The sequence below is a fragment of the Rhodospira trueperi genome (assembly GCF_900101965.1).
In the GTDB taxonomy this organism is placed as follows: domain Bacteria; phylum Pseudomonadota; class Alphaproteobacteria; order Rhodospirillales; family Rhodospirillaceae; genus Rhodospira; species Rhodospira trueperi.
Genome location: NZ_FNAP01000007.1, coordinates 216,604 through 232,516 on the forward strand (window position 1 = coordinate 216,604; position 15,913 = coordinate 232,516).

The following is a 15,913-nucleotide window of genomic DNA, read 5'->3' on the forward strand; positions in this document are numbered from 1 at the left end:
AGCGTCTGCCCTATCGCAATTCGAAGCGGATGGGCACGACCAGTTCCAGCCGCCTGTCGGAAATGGAGGCGGGCATGGCCGGTAGCGGCTGTGCCCGCGCGATCAGGTCCAGCACCGCCTCGTCCAGCATCGCATGGCCCGAACTGCGCTCCAGGCGGTGCAACAGAACCCGCCCGCTCCGGTCCATCACGAAATAGAGCAGCGCGGTGCCCTCCATCCGCCGCCGCTGGGCACGCCGGGGATAGGTCTTGTGGCGTTCCAGCCAAGCGCGCAGACGGCCGACGTAACTGTCCCGGGCTGCGGGGTCGCCACCCCCCGGTTGCACGGCGGGCACCGCAGCGGCCGTGGTGATCGGGCCCGGGGCGGGGGCCGGTGACGCGGCCGGAGCAGAGGCAGCCGCCCGGGGCTGCGCCTGGGCCACGCGCACGGGGCGCGGCCGTTCGGGCGCGGCCGGGCGGACGGGCGGAGGCGGCGGCGTGTCCAACACCTCCGGTTCGGGTTCCGGCTCTGGCTCGGGCTCGGGTTCCGGTTCTGGCTCGGGTTCGGGCTCGGGTTCTGGTTCTGGCTCGGGTTCCGGCTCGGGCTCGGGTTCGGGTTCCGGTTCCGGTTCTGGCTCAGGTTCCGGTTCTGGCTCAGGTTCCGGTTCCGGTTCTGGCTCAGGTTCCGGTTCTGGCTCTGGCTCGGGTTCAGGTTCCATGGGAGCCTCGGGCTGCGGGTCCGCCTCCGGCTGCGGATCGACCACCCCACCGGCCGGCCCGAGAGCGACGGTCAGCCCGCCCGGTCCGGGCAACCCGGTGTCCGGGAGCGGCGCTGGACGCGCCAGCACGGCGAGCGCGCCCGCATGCACCGCCGCCGCCGCCGAGAGGGCCACAAACCAATGTCGCCGCCGGATCTCCATCAGGCCTCATCCCGGACGGTCAGCAGAAACAGCCTGTTCACGCCCAAGGCACGCAGACGCTCCATGACCGCCACCACCTCTGTGGCATCGGCGTGCCCGTCCGCCTTCAGCCGCACCCGCACGCCTTCGGTTGCGTCCAGACGGGCCGACAGCATCGCCTCGAACGCGGCGTCCGCCGCCGGGACTCCGTCCAGCGCCAGCCGGCCGTCGGCGCTCACCAAGACGACGATCTCCTGCGGGTCATCCTCGCCAGTGCTGGCCGACCGGGGTGGAGTGATGTCGAACGGATCAATCGCCGACAGGCTGCCGGCCAGCATGAAGAAGATCAGCAGCAGGAAGACCACGTTGATCAGCGGCAGAATGCGCTCGTCATCGCTGGTCTGGCGGGGTGGTTCGAAATGCATCGCGGTCACTCCTCCGCTGCGGCAGCGCCGGGCCGCGACAGGGCCATCGCGGACACGCCAAGGGCGGCCAGACGGTCCAGCACTGTGACGGCCCGCTGCAGGGACACGCCCGGCGCCGGGCGGACCAGAACCCGCTGGTCCGGCGTTTCCTCCAGACGCGTCGTCACCAATCGAGCGATCTCCTCCAGGGTGGCCGCCTGGCCGTCCAGGCGAAGACCATGCGTGCCCACGTCGATCCGCAGCGTTCTGGAGTCGTCCGAGGTCATCGCCGCCGGGGCCGCGCGGCGCGGCGTGTCCAGCCCGATGACCCGCCAGTCCAGGAAGCTGGTGGCCAGCATGAAGAACACCAACAGGATGAACACCACGTCGATCAGCGGCGTCAGGCTAACCAACGGCCGGCGGCGGACTGGTGCGCGCAGGGCCTCAAGCCCCGAGGGCCGCGAGGCGACGGGACCCGTCATGGCTCGGCTCCTGGTGAGGGCGCCGGTGCTCGCCCGGGGCATCGTGGGACAGATCCTCGGTGAACACGCGCGTGACGATGGTGTCCATCTCGTGCGCCACTTGGTCGACCCGCCGTTCCATCCAGTTGAGGATTGCCACCACGGGAATGGCCACGGCCAAGCCCACGGCGGTGGTCAGCAGGGCTTCCCAGATGCCGCCTGACAGGATGGCCGGGTTGACCTGATTGCCGGCCGCCTCCAGTTGGCGGAACGCCTCGATCATCCCCAGCACGGTGCCAAACAGCCCCAGCAGCGGCGCCAGGGAGCCGATGACCTCCAGTGCCCGGAACCAGCTCCGCAGGGTGTGCAGGGCCTCGGCGCCGGTGCGCAGCACCTCCTCACGCACCTTGGCCTCGGGCAGGCCACGGATCTGGCCGCGGATGGCGCGGGCCAGGGCCTGGGCCACCGGACTGCGGCAGCGGCCGGCGATCGCGATGGCCTCGGTCGCGCGGCCGACCGTGTAAAGGGCCAAGGCATCGCGGGCGACCCGCGTCTGCCCCAACCGCGCGGTGCGGAACTGCCACAGCTTCAGCAGCACGATGGCCACCGCCACCACCGACATGCCCAGCAGGATCAGGACCACGGGGCCGCCATCGGCAAGCATCTTCAGGGCCTGGGCGACGGGCTCGGGCAGCGGCACGCCCAGAAGGGTCGGGTCCGCCGCAGGCGCTGGATCGGCCAGCGCCGTCGGGAAGCCCGGATCCTCCGCGCCCGTCAGACCGTCGCCGGTCGGCGTGGTGGCCTGGACCGGAGCCTCCGCGTCCGCCAGCCCGTCGCTGGTCGGCGTGGTGGCCTGGATCGGATCCTCCGCGCCCGTCAGACCGTCGCCGGTCGGCGTGGTGGCCTGGACCGGATCCTCCGCGCCCGCCAGCCCGTCGCCGGTCGGCGTGGTGGCCTGGACCGGATCCTCCGCGTTCGCCAGCCCGTCGCCGGTCGGCGTGTTGGCCCGGACCGGGTCGTCGGCGGCGGGACCGGCGGTCGGCGGGGCTGTCCGCCCGGCCGCGTCGGGGCCGTCTGCGGCCAGGCCGGTCGTGGACACATCCTGTTCGTTCATCGTGGCGGTTCCGTGCGGTGGTGAGCGTTCCATGCGATTGTCGGCATAAGTCCGACAGGGGCATCCGGCAGACCGCAGCCGGGCCCAGGCGGTATCGTCGGCGCATTGTCTATGCGAATGATCCGCAATCACACCATGTTCCCTGGGGACATTCAAGGGAATTCTAGCGGACTCATGGTCCCTCGGATCCGAAAAGCCCGTGCGGCCGTCACGGGCGCTCGGCCGCCAGCCCATCGATGGCGATGTCCTGGGTACAGGCGGCGAGGCAGGTCACTCCCAGCAGGCCGACGATGGTCTGGCTTTCCGGGGGCAAGAGGTCGGACATGGGGCTGCCCGCGTTGTGGAAGAGCCCCACAAAAGAGAGCGGTGTCGCTTGGTGCGCCCAGAAGGCGCGTGCTTCGGGAGTCGGCCAAGACGCCAAGCCGCACAAATTCTGCCGCTTCACAATCTAATCAGGTTTGATCGACTCTATGGCGACACAGCAGTTCTCATTTTGGCCGTGCGGCCTCCGAAGTGAACGGCTGGGAGCCCCAGGCGCGAACCGGACTCCCTTCCCTGGAAAGGGGAGGGCTGGGGTGGGGTTGATATCGGCAACACGCGGGGTTGGAGATGCAAGCACTGCCCGCGCGAAAACCAACTCGCCCCCCTCCCGACCTCCCCCCGACGGGGGCAGGAGAATCGGTCGGCACCGCCCGCAACCGGTGTTCTGCCCTCATCCTGAGACCTGCTGATGGCGACAGGGCGGAATTGACTGAGTTGCGAGTGATTGGCAATATCATGAAATGTGTTCCCGAGGGCGGACCAAGCCGTCCAACCCCGAAGAGGCCGCCGCATGACCGGAACCCCAGCCCAGGGTTCGGCGCATAGGTCGTTTTCGGTGCAAGAGACGCATGGGCTGCCGGGCGGGCAGGGGGCGGGGGCGCCCCGCCGTCCGGTGAACCCCGGAAAAACGCGTGTACGACTGGTCGGGCGGTATGATACCCCTATTCTGCGTCTGATACTTAATCGCAGAAACGATCATGGATCCTCTGTCTCTTGACGAGATGACAACGTCCTTCGCCCGCCACAGTGGGTTCATTTACACGCGATTCCAGGCCCTTGACGGGGGCGGGCAGGGGCGGCCGAGCGGGCCCGTCGCGCGCGGGCGCGTGGACGTGTTTGCCCTCCGTCCGGGACTGACCCTCGCCTTGACGGACCTCCAGGCCCTGACATCCATGAGCGGAGAGGGGATCTGTCCCGCCGGGCTGACCCTGGCCGTGGCCTTGGACGGAACGCCGTGTCCGTTCGGGCCGGACGACAGCGCCACCCTGGCTCCGGGACGCTGCGCGGCCGTGCTGTCGGACCGCGAGACGCCACACGCGGGGCGCACGCACGAACGGTTCCGCGGGCGCGTGGCCTTGCTGCACGCGGCATGGGACTGGCTGGAAGAGAGTCACTTGGCGCTGGAGCCGCCTCGCGGCGCCCCCGGGTTTTCCTGCCACGCCGTGTCGCCCGCTCTTCATCAGGCCCTGGGCGCTTTGTATGCGCGGTTTCCGTCCGGAGCCGTCCGCGCGCTGTACGCCGAAAGCCTCGCCCTGGGATTGGTCGCCGAATCCTTGGCCGGGGATGGCGCGGGGGCGGTCCCCGCTCCCCTGCGATCCCGTGACCTGGATGCGATGTGGGACGTGCGCCGCATCATGGAACACGATCCCCTTGGCGATCACACATTGTCGTCCCTGGCACGGGCTGTGGCGATCAGTCCGTCGTCGCTTAAGAGCAAGTTCACCGCCGTTTTCGGGACGTCCGTCGTCGCGTTCCTGCTCGACCTGCGGCTCGACATCGCCCATGCGGCCCTGCGGCACGGGCGCTGGACCATCGCCGAGGCCGCCTATGCCGTCGGCTACAATCACCCTTCCAATTTCTCCACCGCCTTCAAGCGCAAGTTCGGTCACGCGCCGCGATCGATCGCCGCCGGAGCGGAGGCCCCCGCCGGTTCCTCAGCCGGCCCGTCCTGATCGCAGGTCGCGGCGCGCCACAGGTCCGCATACAGGCCGCCGGCGGCCAGAAGCCCGGCGTGGGATCCCCGTTCGACGATGCGCCCGCCGTCCATCACCAGGATCTGATCGGCATGGACGATGCTGGACAAGCGGTGGGCGATCATCACGACAGTCTTGCCGGCCCCGGGACGGGCAAACGCCCGGTGGAAGGCCAGTTCGGTTTCCACATCCACCGAGGCGGTCCCCTCGTCGAGCAACAGGACCGGCGCGTCCTTCAGCAGGGCACGGGCGATGGATAGCCGCTGCTTCTGGCCGCCGGACAGGCGGGCCCCGTCCTCGCCGATCCGGGTGTCGTAGCCCTGGGGGAGCGCGGTAATGAAATCATGGCACTGGGCAACCTCGGCGGCCCGGCGGACCTCCGCGTCCGTGGCCTCGGGCCGGCCCAGGCGGATGTTGGCGGCCACCGTGTCGTCGAACAGGTGGACGTCCTGGAGAACCATGGCGACTTTGGCCATGACCTGCTCCGACCCCAGGTCGCACAGATCCACGCCCCCCAGGCGAACGGCGCCCGCGTCGGGGTCGTGGAAGCGGGCGGTCAGGTGGACCAGGGTAGTCTTGCCCGCACCCGACGGTCCCACCAGCGCGGTCACCTTGCCCGCCGGGATGGTGACCGAAACGTCGTCCAGGACGGAGCGACCAGGGTCGTAGCCGAAGGTCACAGCGTCGAAGGTCACATCGGTTCCCTCGGTCCGCGCCGGCTGCGCCGGTTCCGGCAGCGGCGCCAGATCCATCACCGCCTTCACTTTGTCGACCGCGCGGCCCAGGTAGTCCCCCTCGGCCATCAGCATCCCCGCCCGCGTCATCGGCGCATAGAACTTCTGGGCCAGCACCATGGCCATCAGGAACGCGGCCCGCTCGACCTCGCCGCCCAGAACGAGGTAGGTGCCCGCCGCCAGCAGGGCCGCGAAGCCCAGTTCCAGGATGACCGCGAACCCGACCACGGAGGCGCCGCCCCAGGCTTCCAGCCGGGAGGAGATGCGGCGGAAGCCGTGCATGGCTTCGCTGAGGGTGCGGAACTTGTCGCCCTCGGCGCCACAGGAGCGCAAAACGGGCATGCCGTCGATGTACTCCAGCAGGGCGGCGGCCACGTCGTCGTGTCCGGCGAGCCGTTGCGCCGACAGGCGCGCGAAGCGCCGACGCGACAGCAGCAGGACCGCCCAGGCAACCGGTACGGTGGCGATGGCTGCCAACCCCATGCGCCAGTCCACCACCAGCAGCAGCACCGCTACGCACGCGGGCAGCACCACGGCGGCGGTCATCTCGCCCAGGACATGGGTGAACATGTCCTCGATCATCCGCACGTTGTCGGAGATCAAGGCGTTCAACTGCCCCACCCGCGACCGGGTGAGGACACCCAGGGGCAGGCGGCTGATGTGCTCGGCCAAAGAGACCCGGAACCCGGCCATCAGCGCATAGCCGCCGGTGATGGACAGGCGGGCGGCGTACAGCCCGAACAGGTATTGGGCCAGCAGTCCGGTTACCGCGACACCGGCCAGGGCCAGGAACGGCCCGACCCGGTCGGTTCGCCCCGCGAGCACCAGATCCAGGGCGCCGTACAGCGCGACGTAGGGCACGGCGGCGCACAGGGTTTCCAGGACCATCAGCCCCGCGCCCGCGCGGATCGTCTTGGCGTGCTTGCGCTCGCCCAGCCGGAGGATGTCAGCGAACAGCATGGGCTGCCTCCCGCTCGGTCTGGTCCTTGGCCTCCCACAGCCGCGCATACACGGCGCAGTCGCGCAGAAGGCTGGAGTGCTCGCCCTCACCGACGACACGGCCCGCATCCATAACGACGACGCGGTCGGCATGGCGCAGGGTGGACAGCCGGTGAGCGATGGTGATGACCGTGCGTCCCCGGCACAGGCGGGCGATAGCCTCGTGGATCGCCCGTTCGGTCAGCGGATCCGCGAAGGCCGTGGCCTCGTCGAGGATCACGACCGGGGCATCCTTCAACAGGGCGCGGGCGATGGACAGCCGTTGGCGCTGGCCGCCGGATAGGGTGTGTCCGCGCTCGGCCACGACGGTGTCGTACCCGTCCGGCAGCCCCATGATGACGTCGTGGATCTGGGCCGCCCGGGCAACGGCGATGACGTCCTCGCGTGTGGCTTGGGGATGCCCCAGGCGAATGTTCTCCAGGACGGTGTCGTGGAACAGGAACACCTCCTGGAACACGCAGGCCACCAGGGTGTTGAGGGTGGCCAGGGGGAAGTCGGCGATATCGACCCCGCCCAGGCGGATCGTGCCCCGGTCCGGGACCCAGAACCGCGCCGCCAGATGGGCCAGGGTGGTCTTGCCCGCGCCGGATCGCCCCACCAGTGCCGTGTGCGTGCCCTGGGGAAAGGTCACCGTCACATCGGTCAGGACCGGCTTGTCGTCGTACGAGAACGAGACACCCTCGAAGGACAGCGTCGTGTCGGAGGGCGGTTCGGTTCGGGTGCCCTCCGGCAAGGGCGGCGCGTCCAGGATGGACCCCAGACGCTGCATGGCGGTGGTCACGACCTGGAGCGACGACCCGAATGTCACGACCCGCAGCAGCGGCAGGCACACTCCCACGCCCAGGGTCACACAGAACAGGAACGTCGCGGGATCCAGGGTCCCGGCGGCCAGGGCCATGCCGCCCACCGGCAGCATGACGGCGAGCGATCCCCCCAGCAGCACGGTGAAGGCGATCCAGGCCGGCATGGCGGCGCGGGTGAAGTCCGCCACCGTGGCGCTGTATCGGGTCGTGGCGTCCTGCAGGCGACCGAGGGAGACCGCATTGCGCCCGAATGTCTTAATGACCGGGATGGCGCGGATAACCTCGACGATGGCGGCATTCATGCGCCCCAGATCGTCGTGGAACCCGGCCATCTTCGTGCCTGCCCACCGCCACAACAGCCCCTGAACCGTCAGGGCCAGGGGGATCGGCGCCATGGCGGCCAGCCCCAGGCGCCAATCCACCGCCAGCAGAACGACGATCCCGGCCAGGGTGGCGGTCAGGGCCGAAATCATGTCCGGCAGCATGTGGGCGAAGACCATCTCCAGGCGGTCGATGTCGTCGTGCAGCACGCGCTTCAGGTCACCCGAGCCGATCCGCGACAGGGTTCCCAGCGGCAGCCGCCCCAGGTGCCGGGCCGTCTTCAGCCTGAGAACGAAGATGAGATCAAAGGCCGCCGCATGGGAGCAGGCGCCACCGGCGGCCATCAGCAGCCAGCGCAGCACCAGCCCGCCCACGGTCAGCCACACGGCCCACAGCATGGCGTCACGGTCGGGAACCGGGGCCAGGAGTTCGACGGCCAGGAGCCAGAGAGCCACCAGCGGGACGAGGGCAAGCATGGCGGCGCCGGCGCCGGCAATCCCGGCGCCGGCCAGCAACCACGCCCGCTCGCGCATCAACGAGAGGAGAAGAGGCATGTGCGTGGGTCCGTGCGGCGGATCAGAAGAACAGCGACCCGCGCACGCCGAACTGCCGGGACGCCCCGGGACGGCTGCGGCCGAAGGCGGCGAAGTCGACGACCTCGTCGTCCAGCGCGTTGTTCACGTATCCAACGACCCGGTAGCTGTCGGCCTCGAAACCGAGCGACAGGTTCAGGATGTCGGACTCGGGGATGCGGTTGGTGTTGGTCGCTTCCCCCCACCGTTCGCCGCTATGGGCGAAGTCGGCGCGCGCGAACCACATGGTGCCGGCCGGTCCGAAGGGAAGGTCATCGCGATAGTCAGCGAACAGGGTGTAGGCCAACAGTGGCGTGTTGGGCAGGTCATCGCCCTTCTCGACCAGACCGTTCCAACCCAGGTCGCCGTCCTGGGCGGCATAGGCCCGCGTCAGCGCCAGGGAGCCACCGAGGGTCAGTTCCCGGGTGGCGCGCCAGCGGCTGCCCAGTTCCAGACCATAGGCCTGGGTATCGATATTCGAATAGCGACCGGCGAAGGTCACGGGATCGTACCCGACGACCTGTTCATCGGACGTTTCCGAGAAGAACGCCGTGGCATCGAACGACAGGCGCCGGTCGAAGAACTGCCCCTTGTAGCCCACCTCGTAGGTCAGCGTGGTGGCGGCCCCATACCCGGTTGTCGGTTCCTGCAGGCCCGTGATCGCGTTGGCATGTGCGGTCTGGAAGCCGCCGGGCTTGTAGGCACGGGCCACGGAGGCGAACAGGGTATCGGTGTCGGTCGGCAGGTAGGTCAGCGCGACACGGCCATTCCAGCCCAGAAACGTATCCTCGTCATCGTAGGAATGGGTGAAACCGAAGGTGTGGTGGACCACGGTCTCGTCGGTTTCCACATGGGTGCGGTGCAGACGCAGGCCCCCCGTCAGCTTCACTGTCTCGGTCAGGGCGTAGGTGACCTCGCCGAACACGGCCTGGGAGTCGGTGTCGTGGTCGCCGGTGCTCTTCAACTCCATCGCCCCCAGGCCGTCCATGGTCTGGTTCTGATGGAAGAGGCTGTAGAACGCCCCCGCACTCCATGTGAAGTCCTCTGTGACGCCGTCCAGCCGGACTTCCTGGGAGAACTGGTACTCGTTGTAATCCGCGAGGCTGTGCTGAAAGACGGACTGCGAGTAATGCTCAGTGCCGTCGATGGCAGCGCCGCCGGTGATGAGCTTGAGATCCAGGCCGTCGGCCAGAGCGATGGTGTTGGTCATGCCGCCGAACCAGACGGTCTGGTCGTTGTAGGCATCGAAAGGCTCGTTCGTGGTGTTATAGCGATCCGCCGGAACCATCTGGTTGTCACCGTTGTCGATCACCTCGTGACGCAGCGACAGGCGGGTCTGGACGCGCTCCGACCAATTCGCATCGATGGTCGCACTCCCGCTCACGCGATCGAAGTCGCCGGTGTCTCGCCCCAGGGCCTCATTGTACACAAGCCCGTCCCGGGACGAGGCGTTGGCGGACAGGCGAATGGCCAGACGGTCCTCGATTAGCGGGGTCCCGACCATGGCCCGGACCTCCCGCTGGCCTTCCGTGCCGACGTCAAAGCCGATTTCGCCCTCGAACTGCTCGCTCGGCCCCAGGGTGGTGATGTTGATGGCGCCGGCCTGGGCGTTCTTGCCGTAGAGCGTGCCCTGGGGGCCGCGCAGGACCTCGATGCGCTCCAGGTCCGTGTAGACGTCATCCATCAGCGACAGCGGGATGGGCACGCCGTCCACATACGCGCTGACCGAGCCATCCTCGAATCCGCCGGGCACAAGAGACCCCACGCCCCGGATGTTGTAGGTCGAGTATCGCGACTGGGATCCCTTGGCGAAGCTGAAGCTGGGCACGAGCCGCGAAATGTCGTCCATCGTGTCGACATCGGCGTCCAGGATCTCGTCCGCCGTAATGGTGGTCACGGCCACGGGGATGTCCTGGGCGCTTTCCTCGATCCGGCGCGCGGTCACGGTGACATCGTCCAGAACAATCACCTCCGGGCCGGTCGTCGTCTCCTCTGCCCAGACAGGCACCGGACTCAGAAGGAGGCTCATCGGTACGCCGGCCCGCAGGGCCTGCTTCCACGTCAGGGTCATGTATTCTTCTCCGTTGGGCGAGGACGTGATGGGGACATTGAGGGCGAGCGGGCATCCCGGAACAGCCGCAGGGACAGGACCAGAGCCGCGATCAGAAGACCCGCGCCGAAGGCGCCCCACCATCCCGGGGCGCCCAAGGGTGATCCGAAAACGCCGGCCATGCCGATCGCGTAGCCCAGGGGCAGGCTGACCAGCCAATGGGCGGCGGCGGGAATGACGAACGGGGCCGACATGTTTCCCAGGCCCCGCAGCAGGCTGCCGGTGCCGACGACGATGACGTTCAGCGGCAGCAGGATCGCGACGATCCGGATCAAGGGTTCGCTGGCGGCATGGATGGCCGGATCGGGCGAGTAGAGGCGCGGCACCAGGGCCGAACTGCCGAACGCCAGGATGGCCAGGATCGCGCCGACGCCGAGGGCGAGCATCAAGGTGAAGCGGATGACCGCGCCGACGTCTCCGGGCCGCCCGGCGCCCCGGGCCTGGGACAGCAGGATGGTCCCGCCCATGGACAGCGACAGCGGCACCATCATCAGCACGGTCATGACATTGAACGCGATCTGGTGACCGGCGATGGGCACCGCGCCCAGGGTGGCGATGAACATTGCGACGACGGTCATCACGAGATAATCGGAGAGGAACCCCAAGCCGATCGGCAGGCCCTTGGCCGCCAGGGCGATCACGCTCCGCCCCAGGCCGCGTGCCCATGCGGCGGTGATGGCCTGGACGGGGGCGATGCCATCCTTGCCCGACACGACCATGATCGCGACGGCGGCGGCGCATCCCCAGTTGGAGAGCGTGGTCGCCAGGCCGCACCCCGCCACGCCCATGGGCTCCAGGCCCAGGGCGCCGAACATCAGCACGGCATTCAACACCGCGTTGGCCACCGCCCCGACGAGGGCGACGAGGGTCACCCGGCCGGTCATGCCGGCGCTTTCCAGGACGTAGCGCAGGGCGATGAACAGGGCGGCCCCCGGCATCCCGGGCACGATCCAGCGCAGGTAGGCCTCGGTTTCCGGAATCACGTCGGGCGCCACGCCGATCATCCGCAGGACCGGACCGGCGGCCAGCAGGAGAAGTCCGATCACCCCGCCGCCCACGAGCGCCAAGGTCACGCCGACGACCGCCGTTTCCGCGACGGCCCCGGCTTGGGTCTGGCCCCTCAGGTGACCCAGGACCGGCACCAGGACATACAGCAGGCCGATCAGGAAGATCATCATGGGCAGCCAAAGCGCGGCCCCGGCGGCCACGGCCGCCAACGAAACAGTGCCCAGGTGCCCGGCCATGACGGTGTCGGCCACCCCGTTGCCCACTTGGGCCAGTTGCGTCACCGCCAGAGGCAGGGACACGCGAAGCAGGGACCGGAAGGACACTCCGGCGGCGGCGGGACGGGGATCGGCGCTGGACATGGGGATCTCGTTGCTGCGAATGCGTCGCAACGTAGGTCCGGTATTCGCGCAACCGCAACAGCGGCGGCCTATGGGAGAGGACAGAAAACGTATGGGAAAAGCCGGGGTGTCGCGGGACCGCGACCCGAGGGCGGTTTCCGGCGTCGAGGCCGCTCTGGTCGAGGCCGGGGTGATCACCCCGGCCGGCATCAGTGAGGGCAAGTCTCGGGCGTTTTGCGTGACATCTGGATCCCGCAAAACGGAACCGGGGCAGAAGTGCGGGCGGTCAGGCGTGGCAGCGCGCGGTGACGAGGTCGGTCAGATTCGGCACCGGATTGGCGACGGGGGCGCCGAGGCGGGTGCCGAGGTAATCCCAGAACGGGATGCCGTGCTTGCGGCATGCCTTGTTCAGGCCGAGGAAGGCGTCACGGCAGTCCCGTCCGTCGTCGCTGTGGGTGGTGGCGCTGACCTTGCGGCGGATGACCTGGCAGCGGATGTCATTGTCCGAGCCGTTGGTGTGCAGCAGGATCTCCGGCCGATCAAGGACGCGCAGCAGGTCGTTCTCGTTGGTGGGGTGGGGCACGGTTTTGTGAGACAGGGCTTTGCGCTACCTTGGTGTTCCCCAGGAGGTAGAGAGTATGACCGACAAGACCGTGCCCCAGCCCACGCAGTCGATGCCGCCATGCAGGCGGGTGTGAGTCCAAGGCCCGATCAGGCGGCGCGCACCAAGTTCAGGGCCCGTTCGGATACCGACACGGTGGCCGAGACGCCCCAGTCGAAGCGGAGGTAGTCCTGTTCGATGCCGTCGGCGAAGATGACGCCTCCCTCGTTCATGCGGGAGGTCAGGGACAAGGCGGTGTCCGGTGCGACGTCCCCGAACACCAGATCGCATCCGGTCGTCGCGCTGGGCCACGGCTCGCGGGTGAAGAACAGGGCGCGGCACTCGTCCGGACGGACCTGAGCCTCGCATCGGGTCGCCGTCAGGATGGAGCGCGCCCACCCCGTAAGGCCGGTCCCGGTTGAGACGATCACGCCCGACGACGACTGGGCCTCTTCGTGTCCGTCGTAGTTGACGATATAGCGTGCGGACTGGTGTGAGCGATGGCCGAGGAACAGCTCGTTCAGGGCGGTCAGACTCTGGCCGTCGTCAAGCCGGGCCTCCACCATCGCACGGTGCTGCGTGTCCATGTCGCCGGCGGCGACGCGGGGCAGCAAGGCCGCCAGCGCCGCCACGGGCGTGGCCGTGAGCACGCCTTCGGACAGGTCCGGCGACGGCGTCACGCCGATGACCGGCTGCCCCGACAGGTACTTGGCCAGATTGGCGACAAGCCCGTCCTGACCGATGGCGACGACGATGTCCCGCGGTGTGAATAAGAAGCGGTCCAGGTCCGCGCGCAGCACGTGGACGTGCGACCAGTCGTCCGGGATGGCCCGCCGTGTCTGTGCGACGGCCTCCTTCAGACGGACATCGTGCTGCTCCATCCGGGCGAGGCTCTGGCCGCGCCTCTCCAGGAAGAACGCGGCTTGGCCCCGGGTGGCGTGAACGGCCAGGAACTCATCCAGTTCGGAAGGCCGGGTCACGACCACCACCCGGGGCGCTAGCGTGCTCATCGGTCGCCCCCCGCCTGCGCCTGCGGCCGGCCGATCAGGCCGCCGAACCGGGCGAGGGCATCAGAAAGCACGTCGGGCGTGATGGTCAGGCTGTCGATGCGTCTGACCTTCGCGGCGAACTCCTGCGCCGCCAACGCCAGAAGCACGGCGGGCGTCACCTGGGCGTACACTTCCATCCGCGCCCGTTCCGCCTCGGCCTTGGCGAGATCCACGGTTCGCACGGCACGCCCCTCTGCGTCGGCGCGGATCGTGCTCATGGCTGCCTCCGCCTCCGCTTCGATCGTCCGGTTGGCCGCCTCCGCCTCTACCCGGGAGCGGTCGTTGGCCGTCTCGCGCGCGATCAGGTCCTTCTGCCGGGCGGCCAGTTCGATCTGGTTGTTGAGTTCGTTCTCGGCGATGGCCCGTTCCTTTTCCACCGCCAGCGCCCGGCGGGCAAAGGACGCCTCGTCCGCCTGTTGCTGGAGGCTTTCGAAGGTCGGGGCCTGGAGTGCGCGCGCCAGTTCACTGGTCGGCATAAGCCCGGCCAGACTGGTGCCGACATGTTCCAGGCCCATCTTGGCCAGCGTCTGCTGTCCGGCCAGGGATGCGTTCAACAGATCCTGCAGGGGGGCGGCACCGGCCTTCAGGAGGGCGGTGACGCCGTGGTCCCGGAGGTACGCAAACGTGAACTGGCGCACCAGACCCAGAAGCACCGTGTGGATCTGGTCCAGCGGTTGGCCGATGCACAGGCCCTTCTTCAAGTCGATGGTGAAATCGACGCGGTCGCCCAGGCGCTGGGGATCGGACACCCGCCAGACCACCGTGCCCTGGACCGTCACTTCCTGGAAGTCCGCGGATTGCCCCTTGATGACGAACGGCATGGGCCGGTCGTCCAGAGGGACCTCGACGATCGACGCGCCGTCGGGCAGGAACCAGAAAGCCAGCCCGCGCCCGGAACGGACCCGCCGGCCCTTACGGAAGAGCTGAATGGAGGATGCCGCTTCGGCTCGAAGGTGCCGGACGAAAGGATAGCGCTTGATCTGTGCCATGACTTCGCTTCCTTGATTGGTGGGCGTTGCACGGTCCGGTGGGAGGGCCGTTGAAGGCCCGCCTCGTCCGTGTTAGTGTCAACCATACACAAACAGGTTCGTGTCGTCAATACACGAAGTGTCATGCCATGCCATACACCTACACCCACCCGCACCCGGCCGTGACGACGGACATCGTCGTCTTCACGGTGGAAACCCAGGCGCTGAAGGTGCTGCTGATCCGGCGAAAGGGGCCGCCTCACGAGGGGCAATGGGCTCTGCCCGGGGGATTCGTACGCATCGACGAGAGCGTCGATGCCTGCGCCGTGCGCGAACTGGAGGAAGAGACGGGCCTCAAGGGCATCTACCTGGAGCAGCTCTACACCTTCGGCGATCCCGACCGGGATACCCGCGAGCGGGTCATCAGCGTGGCGTACTATGCGCTGGTTCCGCTGCAGGGCCTCGAACTGCGTTCCGGCACCGACGCCGCTGACGCGGCTTGGTGGACCGTTGGCGGGCTGCCCGTGCTGGCGTTCGATCACGGTCGGATCGTCACGATGGCACGGGCCCGGCTGACCGCCAAGATGGAGTATTCCACCGTCGGCCTGTTGTTCATGCCGGACTCATTCACGCTGTCCGACCTGCAGGGGCTCTACGAGACGGTCTCCGGGCGGCCGCGCGACAAACGGAACTTCAGGAAGTGGATCCTGTCACTCGACGTCGTCGAGGAAACCGGGGAGCGCAAGGCCGAAGGCGCCCATCGGCCGGCAATGCTGTACCGCATGAAGACTCCGGGGAACGTCAAGATCATCAAGTAGCACGATGGGGGTGAGCGTTTGTTTTGCCCCACCTTCCGGTTTGGTTCCGGGCCGGGCAGGCTTCGGCTTTCGTGACGACGGAGGCTGGAGGCTTGGATGGCAGACGAAGGCGTCAAGACCGGCGCCGAAGGTGCCGATTTCTGGCGGCTGCGTATTCCATGAACATCCGGCTACCGATTCCATGAACATCCGGCCACCTGTTCCACGAACATCCGGCCATGCCGGACGGCTTGGAGGGCGGCTTCGAAGACGGCTTGATCTCGGGCTTGCCCTTCAGACCCTTCAGCCGCGCGTTCTCCTCGCGCAACGCCTCGTTCTCCGTCGTCAGCCGGGCGTTCTCCTCCAACAGCCCAGCGTCAGCGGCTTCAGCGTCGCCGGGAAAAGCGCATCAATGTCGAAGGGTGGCTTGGCCATGTCCCCAGCGAATCACAAACCACGTGCCCGCGCAACCAAAAGTGAGTTCCACCGCCGCCGATGCCCGGACTTTTGCCCCGGTTACGAGCCGGCCTGCTCTCTAACCCGTTGATTTAATTGCTTACTCCGGAAATGAGGGGATTCCTGAGTGTCTGTCCGGGAGGTTCATGAGTCAAAACAACCAGTTGAAGAGTTTGGTTGATCCCGCCTCCGTAGCCTGATTCCCTGCCAAGAGGACCTGATGTCAGGGAGAGGGTCATGTGGACGGACGAGAACCGGGCGCTGTACAACCGCGATCACCTTCGAT

Annotated in this window: 13 protein-coding genes; 2 read left to right on the forward strand and 11 right to left on the reverse strand. The window is 68.1% G+C overall.

Annotation, left to right across the window (positions count from 1 at the left end; genetic code table 11):
• Positions 1–10 precede the first annotated feature (10 nt).
• The 4 genes from BLS85_RS11135 to BLS85_RS19300 are packed head-to-tail and all read right to left on the reverse strand — an operon-like array spanning position 11 to position 2,856.
• The gene (locus BLS85_RS11135; RefSeq protein ID WP_092786246.1) at positions 11–898 is read right to left on the reverse strand and encodes an energy transducer TonB; all 888 of its coding nucleotides are present in this window, start codon (positions 896–898) and stop codon (positions 11–13) included.
• Positions 898–1,302 carry an ExbD/TolR family protein gene (locus BLS85_RS11140; RefSeq protein ID WP_092786248.1) on the reverse strand — a complete coding sequence of 135 codons (405 nt, stop codon included), beginning with the start codon at positions 1,300–1,302 and terminating at the stop codon, positions 898–900. The genes BLS85_RS11135 and BLS85_RS11140 overlap by 1 nt, the downstream gene beginning before the upstream one ends.
• A 5-nt stretch (positions 1,303–1,307) precedes the next feature.
• Positions 1,308–1,763, reverse strand: coding sequence for an ExbD/TolR family protein (locus BLS85_RS11145; RefSeq protein WP_092786250.1), 456 nt, complete (start codon positions 1,761–1,763; stop codon positions 1,308–1,310).
• The gene (locus BLS85_RS19300; protein WP_218128388.1) at positions 1,726–2,856 is read right to left on the reverse strand and encodes a MotA/TolQ/ExbB proton channel family protein; all 1,131 of its coding nucleotides are present in this window, start codon (positions 2,854–2,856) and stop codon (positions 1,726–1,728) included. Before BLS85_RS19300 ends, BLS85_RS11145 begins: the two co-directional genes overlap by 38 nt.
• A gap of 1,019 nt (positions 2,857–3,875) precedes the next feature.
• Here BLS85_RS19300 and BLS85_RS11155 point away from each other — a divergent pair.
• Positions 3,876–4,850: a helix-turn-helix transcriptional regulator gene (locus tag BLS85_RS11155; RefSeq protein ID WP_092786252.1), complete on the forward strand. Its 975-nt coding sequence runs from the start codon at positions 3,876–3,878 to the stop codon at positions 4,848–4,850.
• Here BLS85_RS11155 and BLS85_RS11160 read toward each other — a convergent pair.
• The 7 genes from BLS85_RS11160 to BLS85_RS11190 form a co-directional block, all read right to left on the reverse strand.
• A complete protein-coding gene (locus tag BLS85_RS11160; protein WP_092786254.1) occupies positions 4,784–6,565 on the reverse strand; it encodes an ABC transporter ATP-binding protein in 1,782 nt (593 codons plus the stop codon). The genes BLS85_RS11155 and BLS85_RS11160 overlap by 67 nt on opposite strands.
• Positions 6,552–8,282, reverse strand: coding sequence for an ABC transporter ATP-binding protein (locus BLS85_RS11165; RefSeq protein ID WP_092786255.1), 1,731 nt, complete (start codon positions 8,280–8,282; stop codon positions 6,552–6,554). The genes BLS85_RS11160 and BLS85_RS11165 overlap by 14 nt, the downstream gene beginning before the upstream one ends.
• A gap of 22 nt (positions 8,283–8,304) precedes the next feature.
• Positions 8,305–10,371 carry a TonB-dependent receptor gene (locus BLS85_RS11170; RefSeq protein WP_176793619.1) on the reverse strand — a complete coding sequence of 689 codons (2,067 nt, stop codon included), beginning with the start codon at positions 10,369–10,371 and terminating at the stop codon, positions 8,305–8,307.
• Complete coding sequence (locus BLS85_RS11175) at positions 10,368–11,777, reverse strand: MATE family efflux transporter (RefSeq protein ID WP_176793621.1); 1,410 nt, start codon at positions 11,775–11,777, stop codon at positions 10,368–10,370. Before BLS85_RS11175 ends, BLS85_RS11170 begins: the two co-directional genes overlap by 4 nt.
• A gap of 265 nt (positions 11,778–12,042) precedes the next feature.
• Positions 12,043–12,339: a hypothetical protein gene (locus tag BLS85_RS11180; RefSeq protein ID WP_092786261.1), complete on the reverse strand. Its 297-nt coding sequence runs from the start codon at positions 12,337–12,339 to the stop codon at positions 12,043–12,045.
• Positions 12,340–12,467: 128 nt separating this feature from the next.
• Positions 12,468–13,367: an NAD(+)/NADH kinase gene (locus tag BLS85_RS11185; protein ID WP_092786263.1), complete on the reverse strand. Its 900-nt coding sequence runs from the start codon at positions 13,365–13,367 to the stop codon at positions 12,468–12,470.
• Complete coding sequence (locus BLS85_RS11190) at positions 13,364–14,395, reverse strand: SPFH domain-containing protein (RefSeq protein ID WP_092786265.1); 1,032 nt, start codon at positions 14,393–14,395, stop codon at positions 13,364–13,366. The genes BLS85_RS11185 and BLS85_RS11190 overlap by 4 nt, the downstream gene beginning before the upstream one ends.
• Before the next feature lie 128 nt (positions 14,396–14,523).
• Here BLS85_RS11190 and BLS85_RS11195 point away from each other — a divergent pair, with 128 nt between their 5' ends.
• Positions 14,524–15,192: an NUDIX hydrolase gene (locus tag BLS85_RS11195; RefSeq protein WP_092786267.1), complete on the forward strand. Its 669-nt coding sequence runs from the start codon at positions 14,524–14,526 to the stop codon at positions 15,190–15,192.
• Positions 15,193–15,913: the final 721 nt, after the last annotated feature.

Excerpts from the sequence above, each read along its gene's own strand:
- BLS85_RS11135 (WP_092786246.1), bottom strand. The coding sequence starts at position 898 with ATGGAGATCCGGCGGCGACATTGGTTTGTGGCCCTCTCGGCGGCGGCG.
- BLS85_RS11140 (WP_092786248.1), bottom strand. The coding sequence starts at position 1,302 with ATGCATTTCGAACCACCCCGCCAGACCAGCGATGACGAGCGCATTCTG.
- BLS85_RS11145 (WP_092786250.1), bottom strand. The coding sequence starts at position 1,763 with ATGACGGGTCCCGTCGCCTCGCGGCCCTCGGGGCTTGAGGCCCTGCGC.
- BLS85_RS19300 (WP_218128388.1), bottom strand. The coding sequence starts at position 2,856 with ATGAACGAACAGGATGTGTCCACGACCGGCCTGGCCGCAGACGGCCCC.
- BLS85_RS11155 (WP_092786252.1), top strand. The coding sequence starts at position 3,876 with ATGGATCCTCTGTCTCTTGACGAGATGACAACGTCCTTCGCCCGCCAC.
- BLS85_RS11160 (WP_092786254.1), bottom strand. The coding sequence starts at position 6,565 with ATGCTGTTCGCTGACATCCTCCGGCTGGGCGAGCGCAAGCACGCCAAG.
- BLS85_RS11165 (WP_092786255.1), bottom strand. The coding sequence starts at position 8,282 with ATGCCTCTTCTCCTCTCGTTGATGCGCGAGCGGGCGTGGTTGCTGGCC.
- BLS85_RS11170 (WP_176793619.1), bottom strand. The coding sequence starts at position 10,371 with ATGACCCTGACGTGGAAGCAGGCCCTGCGGGCCGGCGTACCGATGAGC.
- BLS85_RS11175 (WP_176793621.1), bottom strand. The coding sequence starts at position 11,777 with ATGTCCAGCGCCGATCCCCGTCCCGCCGCCGCCGGAGTGTCCTTCCGG.
- BLS85_RS11185 (WP_092786263.1), bottom strand. The coding sequence starts at position 13,367 with ATGAGCACGCTAGCGCCCCGGGTGGTGGTCGTGACCCGGCCTTCCGAA.
- BLS85_RS11190 (WP_092786265.1), bottom strand. The coding sequence starts at position 14,395 with ATGGCACAGATCAAGCGCTATCCTTTCGTCCGGCACCTTCGAGCCGAA.
- BLS85_RS11195 (WP_092786267.1), top strand. The coding sequence starts at position 14,524 with ATGCCATACACCTACACCCACCCGCACCCGGCCGTGACGACGGACATC.